Source organism: Pseudomonas sp. WT-JTC (assembly GCF_056711565.1).
Genome location: NZ_CM160042.1, coordinates 725,401 through 741,734, shown reverse-complemented (window position 1 = coordinate 741,734; position 16,334 = coordinate 725,401). Strand labels below are relative to the sequence as shown.

General features: G+C 61.1%; 8 protein-coding genes and 1 rRNA gene. 3 read left to right on the top strand and 6 right to left on the bottom strand.

The features are described from left to right. Window positions 1-376: 376 nt before the first annotated feature. Together gabP and gbdR are read left to right on the top strand one after the other, a co-directional pair. Window positions 377-1,777, top strand: coding sequence for a GABA permease (gene gabP / locus AC06G5_RS03220; RefSeq protein WP_413421719.1), 1,401 nt, complete (start codon window positions 377-379; stop codon window positions 1,775-1,777). Between the two features lie 109 nt (window positions 1,778-1,886). Further along, window positions 1,887-2,987 carry a choline metabolism transcriptional regulator GbdR gene (gene gbdR, locus AC06G5_RS03215; RefSeq protein ID WP_413421721.1) on the top strand — a complete coding sequence of 367 codons (1,101 nt, stop codon included), beginning with the start codon at window positions 1,887-1,889 and terminating at the stop codon, window positions 2,985-2,987. A gap of 190 nt (window positions 2,988-3,177) precedes the next feature. Here the strand turns inward: gbdR and mmsB are convergent, their stop codons facing one another. Both mmsB and AC06G5_RS03205 read right to left on the bottom strand, forming a co-directional pair. Next, a complete protein-coding gene (gene mmsB / locus AC06G5_RS03210; RefSeq protein WP_480458969.1) occupies window positions 3,178-4,065 on the bottom strand; it encodes a 3-hydroxyisobutyrate dehydrogenase in 888 nt (295 codons plus the stop codon). Window positions 4,066-4,075: 10 nt separating this feature from the next. Further along, a complete protein-coding gene (locus AC06G5_RS03205) occupies window positions 4,076-5,602 on the bottom strand; it encodes a CoA-acylating methylmalonate-semialdehyde dehydrogenase (RefSeq protein WP_480458968.1) in 1,527 nt (508 codons plus the stop codon). 150 nt (window positions 5,603-5,752) lie between these two features. Between AC06G5_RS03205 and AC06G5_RS03200 the strand changes: the two genes are divergently transcribed. After that, window positions 5,753-6,700, top strand: a complete 948-nt coding sequence (locus tag AC06G5_RS03200) for a LysR family transcriptional regulator (protein ID WP_413421727.1) — start codon at window positions 5,753-5,755, stop codon at window positions 6,698-6,700. Between the two features lie 20 nt (window positions 6,701-6,720). Here the strand turns inward: AC06G5_RS03200 and recD are convergent, their stop codons facing one another. The 4 genes from recD to rrf all read right to left on the bottom strand — a co-directional run bounded on the left by recD (window position 6,721) and on the right by rrf (window position 16,295). Further along, window positions 6,721-8,817, bottom strand: coding sequence for an exodeoxyribonuclease V subunit alpha (gene recD, locus AC06G5_RS03195; protein ID WP_480458967.1), 2,097 nt, complete (start codon window positions 8,815-8,817; stop codon window positions 6,721-6,723). After that, entirely contained in the window at window positions 8,814-12,503 is a 3,690-nt protein-coding gene (gene recB / locus AC06G5_RS03190) for an exodeoxyribonuclease V subunit beta (RefSeq protein WP_480458966.1), read from the bottom strand. The genes recD and recB overlap by 4 nt, the downstream gene beginning before the upstream one ends. Then, window positions 12,503-15,952: an exodeoxyribonuclease V subunit gamma gene (gene recC / locus AC06G5_RS03185; protein WP_480458965.1), complete on the bottom strand. Its 3,450-nt coding sequence runs from the start codon at window positions 15,950-15,952 to the stop codon at window positions 12,503-12,505. The genes recB and recC overlap by 1 nt, the downstream gene beginning before the upstream one ends. 227 nt (window positions 15,953-16,179) lie before the next feature. Next, window positions 16,180-16,295, bottom strand: a 5S ribosomal RNA gene (gene rrf, locus AC06G5_RS03180). Window positions 16,296-16,334: the final 39 nt, after the last annotated feature.

Genomic DNA, 16,334 nt, shown 5'->3' with positions numbered 1-16,334 from the left:
CTCGCATCCCCTCTCGTCTCCCCCCTTCCACGCTCAAAACACCCACGCTATACGCTTCGCCGCTACATCAGCAGAACGCTTGAAAAAACAAAGTGATTGCTTTTTGCCACTCAGTGACCAATCGGTTTTCATAACGAACGCAAAGCTTGACCGTGTCGATTTCAGATACGAAGGTGGCGCGATCAGGTAACGGGAGCGTCGGACAAGCCGGGTAAGGTGGCGCTGCTTTTCACCGATATAACCACATCGCGATGATGGGTTTGACAAGAACGGCAGCGTCTGGAGGGCGCAGCGTTCAGAAAGGGTATCCGGCAATTGTGACAATCACTGCCCCCCATCAGCCCGCTCAAATGTCGTTCACCAGAGAAAAAAAATAATGATTAGCCCGAGCTCCAAGGATTCCAGTGGCCAATTGGCGCAGGGCTTCAAGCCTCGTCACGTCACCATGTTGTCTATCGCCGGGATTATCGGCGCCGGTTTGTTTGTAGGCTCGGGGCATGCCATCGCGGCCGCTGGCCCGGCCGTATTGCTGGCCTATCTGTTCTCGGGCCTGCTGGTCGTTCTGGTCATGCGCATGCTCGGTGAAATGGCGGTGGCCAATCCCGACACCGGTTCGTTCTCCACCTATGCCGACCAGGCCATCGGCCGTTGGGCGGGCTTCACCATCGGCTGGCTCTACTGGTGGTTCTGGGTGCTGGTGATTCCTATCGAGGCGCTGGCCGCCGGCCATGTGTTGAACCAGTGGTTTCCCCAGATCGATGCCTGGCTGTTTGCCCTGGTGTCGATCATTGCGCTGGTGGTGACCAACCTGTTCAGTGTGTCCAAGTACGGCGAGTTCGAGTTCTGGTTCGCCATGGCCAAGGTCGTGGCGATCATTGGTTTCATCGGCGTGGGTTTTGCCGTGTTGATGGGCTGGGTTCCCGATCGGGAGGTCAGCGGGCTGAGCGGCCTGATGGCCGAGCACGGCGGGTTTGCTCCCAACGGCCTGTCGGCGGTAGTCGGCGCCTTCATCACCATCATGTTCAGCTTCATCGGTACCGAAGCGGTCACCATCGCCGCAGCCGAATCCGACAACCCGTCGCAGAACATTGCCAAGGCCACCCGTTCGGTGATCTGGCGCATCGGGGTGTTTTACCTGCTGTCGATTTTCGTGGTCATCTCCGTGGTGCCCTGGAATGACCCGCTGTTGGCTTCCGTAGGCTCCTACCAGCGCGCACTGGAAATCATGAACATTCCCCACGCCAAGTTCATGGTGGACGTGGTGGTGCTGATTGCCGTGGCCAGCTGCATGAACTCCTCGATCTATATCGCCTCGCGCATGCTGTACTCGCTGGGGCGCCGTGGCGATGCGCCGAAAGCGCTGAAGGCAACCTCTTCCGAAGGCGTACCACGGGCGGCGGTCATCGCCAGTACCGTGTTGGGGGCGGCGATTACCGTTTGGAGCTACTTCATGCCCGCCGGGTTGTTTGAGTTCCTGCTGGCCAGCTCCGGCGCGATTGCATTGGTGGTGTACCTGGCCATTGCGGTATCGCAGTTGCGCATGCGTCGGATGCTGCGTCGACAGAACGTCGAACTGGCCTTTCGCATGTGGCTGTTTCCATGGCTCACATGGCTGGTGATCGCGTTCATTTGCGCTGCGCTGGCAGTGATGATGGTCTCCCCGCAACACCGTACCGAAGTGAGCACGACCATTGGCCTGGCGCTGGCGATTTCCTTTATCGGCCTGGTCACATCGCGTCAACCTGCGCAATCCGCAAGGGCGACGTCAGTGGGATAACACAAGAGAGATACCTGCGAGAACCTGATACTTGCGCGTACCCGAGGCAGGGGCGTTACACGCTACCGTGCCTTGGGCCGCCATCTCTCTTTGTGAGGACATGACCACGATGTCATCGAGCTCCAGCGTATCCGTCGGTACGACGACCCGATCGGTTGGTTTTCTGTTGCTGGATCAATTCACGCTGATTTCCCTGGCCTCGGCCGTAGAGCCATTGCGCATGGCCAATCAATTGTCAGGGCAAGAGCTATACCGCTGGCACACGTTCAGCCTCGGTGGCGAGCCGGTATGGGCCAGTGACGGCGTGCCGATCACCCCGGATGCCTCGTGGAACGATCCCTGGGTAACAGACACTGTGTTCGTGTGCGGTGGCGTAGGTATCCAGAATGTGGTCACCCGCGAGCACATTGCCTGGCTCAAAGCCCTGGCGCGTCAATCCAGGCGGCTGGGAGGCATATGCACCGGTAGCTGGGCACTGGCCAAAGCGGGCCTGCTCGATGGCTACGAGTGCAGTGTGCATTGGGAGTTTCTGGCCGCCATGCAGGAAGCTTTCCCGCGGGTCAGCATGAGCGCGAGTCTGTTTACCCTTGACCGGAACCGGTTCACCAGCTCCGGCGGAACGGCGCCCATGGACATGATGCTGCACCTGATCGGCCGCGATCATGGCCGTGAATTGTCCGCCGCCATTTCGGAGATGTTTGTCTACGAGCGCATACGCAACGAACAGGACCATCAGCGCGTACCGCTCAAGCATGTGCTGGGCACTCATCAACCCAAGCTGCAGGAAATCGTTGCGTTGATGGAGGCCAACCTCGAGGAGCCGATCGACCTGGATGACCTGGCAGATTACGTTGATCTGTCACGTCGGCAGTTGGAGCGGCTGTTCCAGAAATACCTGAACTGCACACCGTCCCGTTACTACCTCAGGTTACGCCTCATTCGAGCGCGGCAGTTGCTCAAGCAAACGTCGATGTCGATCATTGAGTTGACGGCGGCCTGCGGTTTTGTGTCTACGCCCCACTTTTCCAAATGCTATCGCGAGTACTTCGGCGTTCCACCTAGCGACGAGCGCGCCGGCTCTGAAATGAGTCGAAAACCGGCAACGCTTGCGATTGTTCAGCAGCCATCGACCAGGCCGGTGACGACGCTGGAGCAGGCGCGAAATGAGTCGACATTTGCCAGCGTCCGGATGGGCGATCATTCCTGGTAACGCCCATCACAAAGCCTGCGATCTTTTTCCGATAAAAAAACCGGGAAGCCGCCCGACGCGGCCCCCGGTAAATGTTGATGCGCACACGCCTTACCTGTAGGAGCGAGCTTGCTCGTGAAAAACCCGAGGCCAACGCGGGGTGTCAGACACCCCGCGTTATCGTTAACGACCATCGCGAGCTGGCTCGCTCCTACAGGGGTTTGCGATAGCTGTTGATGATCGCCGAGAAGTCGTTGCCGCCCTCCCCACGCAGGCTCATCGCCTGATACAACTGCTGGGCCACCGCGCCGAGTACCACCGGCTGGTGCGCCTGACGCGCCGCTTCAGTAGCCAGCCCCAGGTCCTTGAGCATCAGTTCGGCCCCAAAGCCGCCGGTGTAACCGCGCGACGCCGGTGCCGTTTCAACGATGCCCGGCCATGGGTTGTACATCTCCGAACTCCAGCAACGCCCGGTGGAACTGTTGATGATGCCCGCCAGCACCTTGGTGTCGATGCCGAGGGCGTCGCCCAGCGCCATGGCCTCGCTGACGCCGACCATGGAAATTCCCAGCAGCAGGTTGTTGCAGATCTTGGCGATTTGCCCGGTGCCGACTTCACCACAATGGACGATGTTACGGCCCATTTGCGCCAGTACCGGTTGCAGGGTGGCGAACAGTTCAGGCGTGGCGCCAACCATGAAGGTCAGTGTCCCGGCGGCTGCACCACCGGTTCCACCAGAGACCGGCGCGTCGGCCATGGCCACGCCCTGTTTCGCGGCGGCGGCGGCCACGTCCCGCGCAGTCTGCGGATCGATGGTGCTGCAATCCACGGCCGGTACACCTTTACCGATACCGGAGAGCACGCCGTCCTCACCCAGCCACACGCTGCGCACATGCACGGCGGCTGGCAGCATGGTGATCACAAGTTCCGCGCCCTCTGCCGCTTCACGGGCCGATGCGCTGATGCTGCCGCCCAGTTGCTCCAGTTCCGCCAGCACGGCTTTGTTCAAATCGACCAGGCGCAACGCATGACCAGCCTTGATCAGGTTGCGCGCCATTGGCGCGCCCATGTTGCCCAGACCGATAAAAGCGATTTTCATGTCCGGCTCCTTAACGCAGGTTGATGGTGGTGTTCACACCGTCGTTGACACTGTCGTCATCGAACCAGCGGCTGGTGACGGTCTTGGTCTGAGTGTAGAACTGCACCACTTGTTTGCCGTACGGGCCGAGGTCGCCAAGCTTGGAACCGCGCGAACCGGTGAAGCTGAAGAACGGCACAGGCACCGGGATCGGGATGTTGATACCGACCTGGCCGACATCGATTTCATTCTGGAATTTGCGCGCCGCCGCACCGCTCTGGGTGAACAGGCCCGTGCCGTTGCCGAACGGGTTGGCGTTGACCAGGGCGATGGCCTCATCGAGGGTTGCAACTTCCAGTACCACCAGCACCGGGCCGAAGATTTCCTGGGTGTAAATCTGCATGTCGGTGGTCACGCCGGAGAACAGGGTCGGGCCGACAAAATTGCCCTTCTCGTAACCCGGAACCGAGATCTCGCGACCGTCCAGCTCCAGTTTCGCGCCTTCCTTGATGCCGCTTTCGATCAGATCGAGAATCCGCGCCTTGGCTTTTTTCGAGATCACCGGACCGACATCGGTGCCCGGCTCGCTGCCGGCATTGACCTTGAGTTTTTGCGCCAGCGCCTTGAGGTCCGGCAGCCACTGTTTAGCCGCGCCCACCAGCACCACCACCGAGGTGGCCATGCAACGTTGACCGGCGGCACCGAAACCAGCGCCCACCAGCGCATTCAGCGCTTGTTCGCGATTGGCGTCCGGCAGTACCACGGCGTGGTTCTTCGCGCCCATCATCGACTGCACACGCTTGCCGTGCTTGCCGGCCAGGTCATAGACGTGAGTACCGACAGCGGTCGAACCGACGAAGGAAACAGCCTTGATGTCTTTGTGGGTGCAGAGCCCGTCCACCACATCCTTGCCACCATGCACGACGTTGAGCACGCCAGCCGGAATACCCGCCTCGATCGCCAGTTCCACCAGCAGCATGGTCGACATCGGGTCCTGTTCCGACGGCTTGAGTACGAAGGTGTTACCGCAGGCGATGGCCATCGGGAACATCCACAGCGGAATCATTGCCGGGAAGTTGAACGGAGTAATACCCGCGCATACGCCGATCGGCTGGCGCAGGGTGTAGGTGTCAACGCCACCGGCGACGTTTTCAGCGAACTCGCCCATTTGCAGGCTGCCGATGGAGCAGGCGTGCTCGACCACCTCCAGGCCACGGAAGATATCGCCTTCGGCGTCGGCAATGGTCTTGCCCTGCTCGGCGCTCAGGACGGCGGCGATGCGCTTGGAGTGCTCGCGGATCAGCGCCTGGAGCTTGAGCATGATGCGCATGCGCGCGCCGATGGGGGTCAGTTTCCAGGTCTGGAAAGCACGATGAGCGGCGCTGATGGCAGCATCGACTTCTTCAGCGGTGGCAAACGGCACCTTGGCCAGCACTTGCTGGGTCGCCGGGTTGATGATGTCGTGCCATTCGGTGGACTTGGATTCGACCCACTGGCCGTCGATCAACAGTTTGACCTTCTGCACGGTGGTGTCAGTGGGCGTAAGCGATACGTTCATGTGGGTCTCCAGATCTTTGTTGTTATCTTGGGAGCCAAGGCGAAATAGTCGCCTTGAGAAGAGGCATGCGCCGCGAATTGGTTAACGGGCTGTTTTTGGAGTATAGATGTGCAAACTTCTGATAAGAACGCACATAAAAACCGGTCCAACATGCAAAAAAACATCACCTCCCTCGGCTCGTTGAACTGGGACGACCTCAAGTTTTTCCTGGAAGTCTCCCGCACCCGCAAAGCCAGCACTGCGGCCAAGCGCCTGGCGGTGGACTACACCACGGTGTCGCGGCGCATCAGCTCCCTGGAAACGGCGCTGGGCACATTGCTGTTCGAAAAATCCCGGACCAGCGGCTTTGTCCTGACCGCCGAAGGCCAGCGGTTGATGGGCTATGCCGAGTCGATCGAAAGCACCTTGCACATGGCGTGCGAGCAGGTTTCCGGGTCCGGCGTGGCGCTGTCCGGTCATGTGCGCATGGGATGCACCGAAGGCTTCGGCAGCTTTTTCATCACGCCGCAGCTGAGCCACTTCGTCGACACCTACCCGGCAATCTCGGTGGATATCCTGCCGTTGCCGCACTTCATCAGCCTGTCCAAGCGCGAGGCCGACATCGTCATCGCCCTGGAGCGTCCGGAGCATGGCCCGTACGTCTGCTGCAAACTGTGCGACTACCGATTGCAGCTGTACGCGACCCAGGATTATCTGGACAACCACCCGGCCATCCGCCGCCCGGCAGACCTGGCGAAACATTCGTTTATCAGTTACGTCGACGACCTGGCATTCAGCTCGGAGCTGTTGTACCTGGCCAACGTACTGCCCGGTGCCAGTGCCAATCTGCGCAGCACCAGCGTGATCGCACAGTTCGTGGCCGCGCAGCAGGGACGCTCACTGGCGATCCTGCCGTGCTTCCTCGCCACCCAGGACCCTCGCCTGCTGCCGGTGTTGCCACAGGAAATCAACATCACTCGACAGTTCTGGATGTACTGCCGCGAAGACCTGCGCAAGCTCAAGCGGATCACCCTGTTGTGGGATTACATCCGCGAGGTGACCGAACGCAATCAGGGCCTGCTGATGGGTGAAAGCCGGGAGATGCTGTTCGCCGACTGATGGGCTCGCTGCAAGCGCTGTCAGTCGCGGCCCTCCTTTAGCTCCAGCATCAGCCCGCTCAAGCGTTTGACCCGGCGTTTCACCGCCTCTTCAAACACGCCCGCACGCGACTCGATCAAGGTGAACCAGTCCTTGGCCCGGGTGATCCCTGTGTAGATCAGTTCCTTGGTGAGTACCGGATTCAAGGCGTCAGGCAGAATCAACGCGGTATGCGCGAACTCCGAGCCCTGGGATTTATGCACGGTCATGGCGTACACGGTTTCGACATCATTCAGGCGGCTTGGCAGGACGAATCGCACGCCCCCCTGGCCATCATTTCGCGGGAACGCCACTCGCAGAACCTGCCTTCCAGTCTCATGGCCCTCCTGCTCCGGGAGCTTGAGGGCGATGCCGATGTCGCCGTTCATCAAGCCCAGCCCGTAGTCATTGCGGGTCATCAGTACGGGGCGGCCTTCGTACCACTGCTGGTCACTGTCGATCAGGCGCGCCCTCAGCAAAGCCTCCGTCACTCGCAGGTTCAAGCCCTCCACACCCCACGGCCCCTTGCGCACGGCACATAACAACTGGAACGCGTCGAAGGCCTGCAACACTTGTCGAGCCCAATCAGTCCAGCGCGAATCCTCCAGCGGGCTGTCGAGTGGCGGCCGCTGATTGCGCAACACGCTCAGGTAGTGCCGATACCCCTGCGGGCCCTGACCATGGCCGTCGAGAAGCAAGCGTTCCAGGGCCCGGTCCTGCTCCCCCTTGAGGGACAAGGAATGCACATCGTCATGGCTTCGCGCAGACAACAACTTGCGTGCGTCTTCGGGTTGCTGCTGGTTGACCCAACGAGCCAGTTGACCGATACCGCTGCCCTCGCCGAATCGCCGGGAATGGCGCAGCATCACCACCTGTTGGGCCAATGGATGCGCGCCCTGCGTGTCTTCCTGCAATCCGCTGGCCTGCAAACTTTCGCCGCTGACGGCTTCCAGCCACTGGCGTGTCTGCGGGCTGTACCAGCCAGCCTCGGCGTCGCGACACAGATCCCCCAGTACCGCACCGGCTTCTACCGAAGCCAACTGATCCTTGTCACCCAACAGCACAAGGCGTGCATGGGCGGGCAATGCGTCGAGCAGATTGGCCATCATTTCCAGGTCGATCATCGAGGCCTCGTCCACCACCAACACATCCAGCGGCAGGCGATTGCCGGCATGGTGGCGAAAATGACGAGTCCCCGGCCGGCTGCCGAGCAGACGGTGAACGGTGGTGACGTCGGACGGGATCTTGTCCCGAATGTCTTGCGTGACCTTCAAGGTCCGCACTTGCTGGCTGATGGATTCCGTCAGACGCGCTGCGGCCTTGCCGGTCGGTGCGGCGAGGCGGATGCGCAGGGGCTTGCCGGCCTCGACCGCCGGCGCCTGGAGCAACGCCAGCAAACGTACGACGGTGGTGGTCTTGCCGGTTCCCGGCCCTCCCGTCACGATGCTGAAGGCGCTACGGGTCGCCAGTGCGCAGGCAAGCTTCTGCCAGTCGATCACCTCACCGGACCGGGCAGGACCAAACAATCCGGTAAGGCGCTGGAGCAAGTCGTTCGGCGTGGATTCACGTTCGGTCAGACGCTCGCGCAACGAGAGGTCGATCCGTCGCTCATAGGCCCAATAGCGGCGCAGGTACAAGCGTTTGCCCGATAACACCAAAGGCCGTTCGCGCACGTGGTCACGACTGTCGACAGCCAGTGCAACCAGGTTGCTGGCAGCCAGCACCTTGCACCAATGGGCCCCGTCCAGCGACCCCAGCAATTGCGACGGCAACAGCATTGCGCCTTGCACGTCACCTTCGGGTGGCAATGACAGGGCAAAGTCAGGTTCTTTCAGCGTCTCGAACAGGTCAAGGCAGACATGCCCGTGGCCCAATTGGTGGCTGGTCAACGCGGCGGCCAGCAACACCAACGGATCATCATTCGGGGCCAGCTCGTGCAAGAATGCGACAAAGGCTTTGTCCAGTGCTCGCAACCAGCCACGCTCGACCCAACGCGTGAGCAACAACAGCAAGTCGTCGGCACGACTCAGCGGCGCCAGTTCGGCCAGGCTTTCGGCTGCCAGCGATGTGGGCAACAAATCGGCGAATGTGCGGTTCATAACAGTACTCCCTGTTCCCAGGCGGGCTCGGCCTTGGGTTCCGGCTTGCCCTGGAACAGTCTGTCCAGACGCTCGATCAGTTCTCTTGGCGGACGGGCAAAAAATGCGCCCTGGCTGGCCGCACGCGTGCCACGCAAAAACAGGTACAACGCACCGCCGACATGCCGGTCGTAGTCGTAATCGACAAGACGCGCCTTGAGCTGGCGATGCAGGGCCAACAGGTACAACACGTATTGCAGGTCGTAACGGTTGTCGAGAATCGATTGTTCCATGGCCTGCTGGGTGTAGGCCGCATCATCGGCGCCAAGCCAGTTGGATTTGTAGTCGGCAACGTAATAGCGGCCGTTGTGTTCGAACGTCAGGTCGATGAAGCCCTTGAACATGCCATTGAGCAACACCGGTTCGGCCGCCACCCGGGCCACGCCGTTATGGGTGTATTGGCACACCAGCGCGTCGAGCTTGAGCACATCGACCTTATGGCTGGCGAACCAGAACTCCATCTCGACCTGGTACTGCGTCAACTGCCCGAATATCACCGGGGCCTGACCGGCGCCCAGCTCCAACGGCAACTTGAGCAGATGCTGCAACCAGTCACTGAGCGTGGTGATCCAGCCCTCCCAGCCTCGACGATTGCAGCGACGGGCAATGGCGTCGTTTACATCTTGTGGCGCGGCAGCAAAACCCTCGCCTCCCGCCCATTCGAGCAGGCCATGGAGGAAAGTGCCGGGGTTCGGGCCGCGCGGGAAGCGATGGATATCGGCACCACCGGCCACCACTTCTCTGGGGGCCTGCGGGTCGAGGCGCTCGTCATCGAACAGTTTTTGCGCCTGCGGGCTCTCCGGCGCCTCGTCCGCGCCGACACTCAGGGTGTCGCCAATGCGTAATGCGCTGTAGGAAGCGATCCACCAGTTTTCGCTGGCCTTGCGTTTCGGGATCAGCGGCACCAGCAGCGCCGCGTCGTTTTGCGGTGGCTGGTATTGCTCGGCAGTCGCTTCAGGCATCCGGGCATAGGCCAGCGCCGGGCAGTCCTGCTGCAGATCCCGCAACCACTGCTGCAACGCCGGGGACTCGCCCAATGGTGCACCGCCACCCAACAGATAACCCAACGCCGACAGATGCAGCACCGAGCCATTGTTGTTGCCGCGCTTGAGGTCAGCCACCCCCAGCCAGCAGGCATGTTGCGCCCGGGTCAGGGCGACATAGAGCAAGCGCAGATCCTCGGCCAGCCGCTCATCATCGGCCAGGGCAATCAATTCTGCGGTCGGCTTCAACGAGACCTGGGCATTGCCTGATTCATCGTGGTAATGCAACGGCAGGCGGCTGCCGTCCACCGGTTTCGCCGAACAAATGAACGGCAGGAACACCAACGGGTATTCCAGGCCTTTGGACTTGTGAATGGTCACGACCTTGACCAATTGCTCATCACTTTCCAGGCGCAGGATCTGCTCTTCGCCAGCCTGCCCGGACAACGCCAGGTGCTCGGACAAATGCCGGATCAGTGCTTGCTCACCATCGAGTTCCGCGGCCGCCTGTTGCAGCAATTCGGACAGATGCAACAGATTCGTCAGTACCCGCTCGCCGTCACTGCGTGCGATCAGCGCCTGGGGCAGACGGAAGTCGTGCAGCAAGCGCCGCAGCATCGGCAATACGCCCTGCTTGCGCCAGACTTCGCGATAGCCACGAAACTGCATGACCCGGGATTCCCAGGCCAACTCGTCCTGATTCAGCCGCTCCAGCTCAGTCAACGAAAGGTTCAACGTGATGCTGGCCAACGCAGCCCGCAGCGGGCGCTCGACATCCGGCTCGGCGCAGGCCTTGAGCCAGGTCAGCACGTCATGCGCCTCTTGAGCGGCGAACACCGAGTCCTTGTCCGACAGGTAAACACTGCGCACACCCCGGGCCGACAATTCGCCACGAACCGCCTGCGCTTCCTTGCCATCGCGCACCAGGATGGCGATGTCCGCCGGCAGCAGGCCTCTGAAGGCCTTGCCGTCCTGGGTGAACCCCGCTTGCTCCTGTTGTCCGCCATTGAGCAACGCAGTGATTTCACTGGCGCAGGCAGCCGCCAGGTGTTGCCGGTACACAGCACCGGACAACGGTTGTTCCGCCGCCAGGTGCCAGATGTTCAAGGCAGGGACTGCCTGATCATTTATGCACAGGACTTCTTTGCGGCCCTGGGAGGCAACCGGCGTGAACGGAACCGGGTTGTCGCCATTCTTCTCCCGGAAGAGGAATGCCCCGCGCCCTGACTCCCGGGCTTCAGCACGCTCGAACACATGGTTCACCGCGTTGACCATGCCATGGCTTGAGCGAAAGTTGGTGCCCAGGGTGTGCAGGCGGCCGGTGGTGGCCTGCCGGGCGCGCAGGTAGGTATGGATGTCGGCGCCGCGAAAAGCGTAGATCGCCTGTTTCGGGTCGCCGATCAGGAACAGACCGCACTCGGGGCTGTTCTCTTCAATCCGGTAGATGCTCTCGAAGATCCGGTATTGCACAGGGTCCGTATCCTGGAACTCATCGATCAGTGCGACCGGAAACTGCTCGCGAATCAGGGTGGCCAGTCGCTCGCCGCCATCGGACTGCAAGGCCGCATCAAGGCGCAGCAACATGTCGTCGAAACCCATTTCCGCACGGCGGCGTTTCTCTTCCTCGAATCGTGCCCCGACCCAGCGGGCGGCGTGTTGCAGTACGGCGGCATTGGGTGTTGGCAGCCCATCGAGACTGGCCTTGAGGCCGGCCATCGCATCGAGCCCCGGATGTCGAGGCGCTTCGCCCTTCCAGGCTTCGGCCATGCCGTCAGGGGTCAGGCGCGTGAAGCCGGTGCCGATATCCAGTTGTTCAAGGGATTCGTCTTCGGCCCAGGCCTTGATCTTTTCGAACCATGGCTCGAAATAGCGGGCCTGCATCTTGCGACCGTCGACAGCCTTGCTGGCAACGCCCTGGTGACAGATGGCAAGCAACTCGTCCGCCCACTGGAGCCAGGGTTGCTTGAGTTCGATCAGGGCAACCCGTCGCTCTTGCAAGCATTGTGAAATCACCTCGGCGGGCTCTTTCCCTTGCAGCGTATCCCGCTCGCTGGCGAACAGCGCACGGATCCGCGGCACCAACGCCGCCGGGCCGCCCCAATTGCTGCGCACCCAATTGAGCGCGTCACCTTGCATCGGGTAACAGAACAGCCGCCAGTAATCGCGCAGGACTTCCCCCAGCAAATCGCTGTGGTCGGTTTCCAGAGTCTGGGTAAACAGGCTGCCGCTGTCGAAGGCGTGCTCGCGCAACATGCGCTGGCACCAACTGTGGATGGTCGAAACCGCCGCCTCGTCCATCCACTGGGCGGCGATATCCAGGCGGTTTGCGCAGCCGGGCCATTGCTCGGGCAAGTACTGGCCACGCAACTCGGCAATCAGGCTGTCGGGGGCAGGCGTTTCATCGCGGAAAAATCGTGCGGCCTCGGCGAGCCGCGTGCGAATGCGTTCGCGCAACTCTTTGGTCGCGGCATCGGTGAAGGTCACGACGAGGATTTGCGGCGGCAGCAACTCTCGCCCGAACCCCGAGCCCTCGTCACCATGACCAAGGACCAGGCGCAGGTATAACGCGGAAATGGTGAACGTCTTGCCGGTGCCGGCGCTGGCTTCGATCAGTTGGCTGCCACGCAGCGGGAACGCCAGGGCCAGCGGTGTCTTCGTGCTCATCAGCGCGACTCCTCGCTGGACAGTGAACGCCAAGGGGCTTCAAGAAGCGGGCGATAGAGCGCATCACACCATTGGGGGAACGTCTCATCGGCGGTCAAGGCAGCGTAATCGGCGAATTGGCGTGCGAGTGCCGGGCTTTCGCGCCGTTCTCCGTCCGTCGTCTGCCCGTCGCCTTCATAGGCTTTGCGCGCAGCGGCCTCGGCCTTGACCGGGTCGGTTTGCCCCAGCCAGGCGAAGGCGGTCTTGACCGCGATCGGCAGAGGCTGGCGCATACCCGACTGCCAGGCCAACAACAGGTCACCGAGAATTTCCTGCGCGGTGGCCCCGTCCAGCGGACCGAGCAACAGGCTGTCGTCGCTGGCCACCAGTGCGGTGGTCAGCGCCATGCCACTGGCACAAGCGATCAGATGATTGACCCACGGGCGTGTCAGGCGATGCCATTTGCGCGACTTGATCGAGCCGATACTGTTGGGGATCGTAGTGATAGACAGCAAGCCACCATCAGCGCGCTGATGCAGGCCGCTGAGCCAGCCATCGATGTGCAGGCCTTGCAGTTCAAGACTGACGGGTAACGCGCTGCCGAGCGGTGTTGGCCACAAAGCCAGGAGCTGCTGGTGGCGTTGCAGCAAGTCAGGTAATGGCTCGATCAATTCACGTTGCAGGCACTCACCGAATCCGGCCATGGGCAGCAGCCCGCTGTTTTGCAGGCGTTTCGCCTGATCCTCCAGGGCCTGTCCGGCATTTCCCGGATCTGCCAGCCCCGCTTCAAGCAAACGGTCGCTGAGGCTGTAACGCTGCAACGCATCCAGGACAAAAGGCTCTTCATCAGCCAACGGCACTTCTGCTGCTTCGAAGTAGACCTTCAGTCGCTGGCTGAAAAAGTGCCGTACCGGATTGCGCAGGAAGTCCTGCAGTTGACCGAGACTGAGTGGTTCGTCCTGAACGTGAGCCTCGAGTACTTCGGCACTTGCCTGCTGCTCTGTCGCCTGATGAAGGACCTGCCATTCGGTGGCGTAGCTGAACGAGTCATCGCCTTCGTGAAAGTAGCGAGCGCTGAAGGGTTGCAAAGGGTGTTCCCGGGTCATGCCTTCAATCAGGTCCTTGTCGCTTTGCGCCAATCGCCAACCGCTGGCCAGGTGGTCACGCAACTGGCCGATCAGCACCGAAGCAGGCCTCTCGCTGTTGTCGCGGATGCTGCGGCCCACCCAACTGATGTAGAGCTGGTCCCGTGCCGACAACAAGGCTTCCAGTAGCAGGTAGCGGTCATCTTCGCGCCGGGAACGATCGCCTGGACGGTAATCACTGCCCATCAGATCGAAATCCAGCGGCGGTTGCGCACGTGGATAATCGCCGTCATTCATGCCCAACAGGCAGACCAGTCGGAACGGGATGGCACGCATCGGCATCAAGGTGCAGAAGTTGACCGCGCCGGCCAGGAAGCGTTGAGACAAACGGCCCTGATCCAGACCTGCGAGCCAGGCTTCACGGACGACGGTCAGCGGCAACTCGTCCTGCAACCCGACGGACTCGCAGGTCTCGAGCCAGGTCTCACGCAGCTCTTCGAGCTGAGCCAGCAAGTAGTCATCGTGTTCGTTGCTGGCAAGGAAGAACAACTGCACCAACGCCTGCAAGCGCAAGCCCCATTGCCGCGGCGGTGCCGGCTGAGAGAGTTCGTGGTGAGCCACTTCCAGCGCGTCCAGCAGCGCAACCAGCGGGCCGATTAGCGCGGCGTCCAGGCCACCGATTTCGTCGTAGGGCTCGATACTTTCATAAGCATCGGCGCTGCCAACGGCATAACCGAGCAACATCCGGCGCAAGCCGAAACGCCAGCTGTTTTGCTCCAGCTCATTCGGCAGCCCGAGCCCGGCACGCTGCTCGGCATTCATGCCCCAGCGAATGCCGGCACCTTCGATCCAGCGGTGCAGCGTCGGCAGGTCACGCTCCTCGACACCGAAGCGAGTGCGCAGTGCCGGGACGTCCAGCAGATCGAGAATCTCACTGACGGGGAATCGGCTGTCAGGCAGCTTGAGCAGGTGCTCGACAGCAATCAGCAGCGGGTCGCGACCACGCTGCCCCTGGTCCGCCAGGGTAAACGGAATGAAGCGCGGATCCTGGCGGTCAAGCTGACCAAACACGGCACGAATGTGCGGGGCGTAGCTGTCGATGTCCGGGACCATCACGATGATGTCCCGGGGTCGCAATTGCGGGTCGGCGCTGAAGCGCGCGAGCAGTTGATCGTGAAGGATCTCGACTTCTCGCTGGGCGCTATGGGCAATGTGAAAACGGATCGATTCGTCCTTCTGCAGATCGATAGCCGGCCAGCGCTCCCGGGTCTCGTTGAGGGGACGCAATTCGAGAATGTCATCCTGCAACTGGTTAAGCATATTCAGCGGATGACCGTCACTGAACAGGTCGATACGCCCGTCGCGGAATGCCGAGCGATAGCTGTTGGGATCGTCATGGCTGTCGAGCAGGTTGATATAGTCCCGTCCCTGCTTGCCCCAGGCAGCCAGTAGCGGGTGAGCATGCTGGTGCAGGGTTTGCGGATCGATCACTACCGGCATCCCGCTTTTGCGGGCTTGACGTTTGTATTGATGCCGCAACAGGTCTTTATCGGCGACGATGTCCGCCCAATGGTGACGACACGGGTTGTGTACGCACAGCAGGACCTGGCTGAAGCGTGCCAATCCCGCCAACGCTTCCAGGGCTTGGGCAGGCAGCGAAGAAATCCCGAAAACGATCACTCGTGAGGGCAATCCCTTTGGAGCGACTTCGAGATTGTTGATTCGCTCGACAAAACGCTGGTGGACGCCGGCACGACTTTGCGCCATGCCTTCTTCCCCTACATCCAGCAAGAGTGCGCGCCATAACTCTGCCTGCCAGCAATTGGCCGGAGTCAGGGGTTTGGCTTCGCCCCTGGCGTTTCTTGTTTGATGTCGACCGTCTGCCCAGTCTTCGAGCCAGTCAGCCCGATAGACCTGGTATTGGTCGAACAGGTCCGCCAGACGCTCGGCCAATTGGTAGCGTTTACGCAGATCGGTGTCATGGGTCAGGAAACGCTGCAGTGGCTCGAAGTGCGGTTGGTTGATCAACTGCGGCAGCAGGCGCATCAGTCGCCAGGTCAGCGGGGCTTTATCCAGCAGGGACTTGGCCGGAATATCATCGCGGCCAAGGACCATGCGATAGAGCTGCCACATGAAACTACCGGGCAGCTGCACGTCGATGGCGGCGGCGATCCCGCAGCCGCCCATGTCGTCATCCTCAGAATCTTCCGCCAGTGCCAGCTTCAGCCATTGGGCAATGCCATTGCTTTGCACCAAAGCAATTTCATTCTCCAGGGGAGCCAGCGGGTAGCGACGCATCCAGCTGACCACCAGGCTGCGCAACTCGTCCAGGCGATTGCCGTGAACCACCATAAAACCAGCACTGAGGGACGTCGCGTCCGGCATAAAGGCTTCCTTGGAAAGCGCAAATCGAGGGACGACTTTAACATTGAAGGCGATTGGCTTCATTGTAGGAGCGAGCTTGCTCGCGATGGACGTTAACGATGACGCGGGAAACCTGAGGCCCCGCAGCGGTCTCGGGTTTTTCGCGAGCAAGCTCGCTCCTACAGGGGGGTGGGGCGCCAAAAACAAAACCCCTACCTGCGTACGCAGATAGGGGTTTCGGAATTTAATCTTGACGATGACCTACTCTCACATGGGGAAACCCCACACTACCATCGGCGATGCATCGTTTCACTGCTGAGTTCGGGATGGGATCAGGTGGTTCCAACGCTCTATGGTCGTCAAGAAATTCGGGTACTGAGTCGTGGCCGGCTGGCCTCGCTTC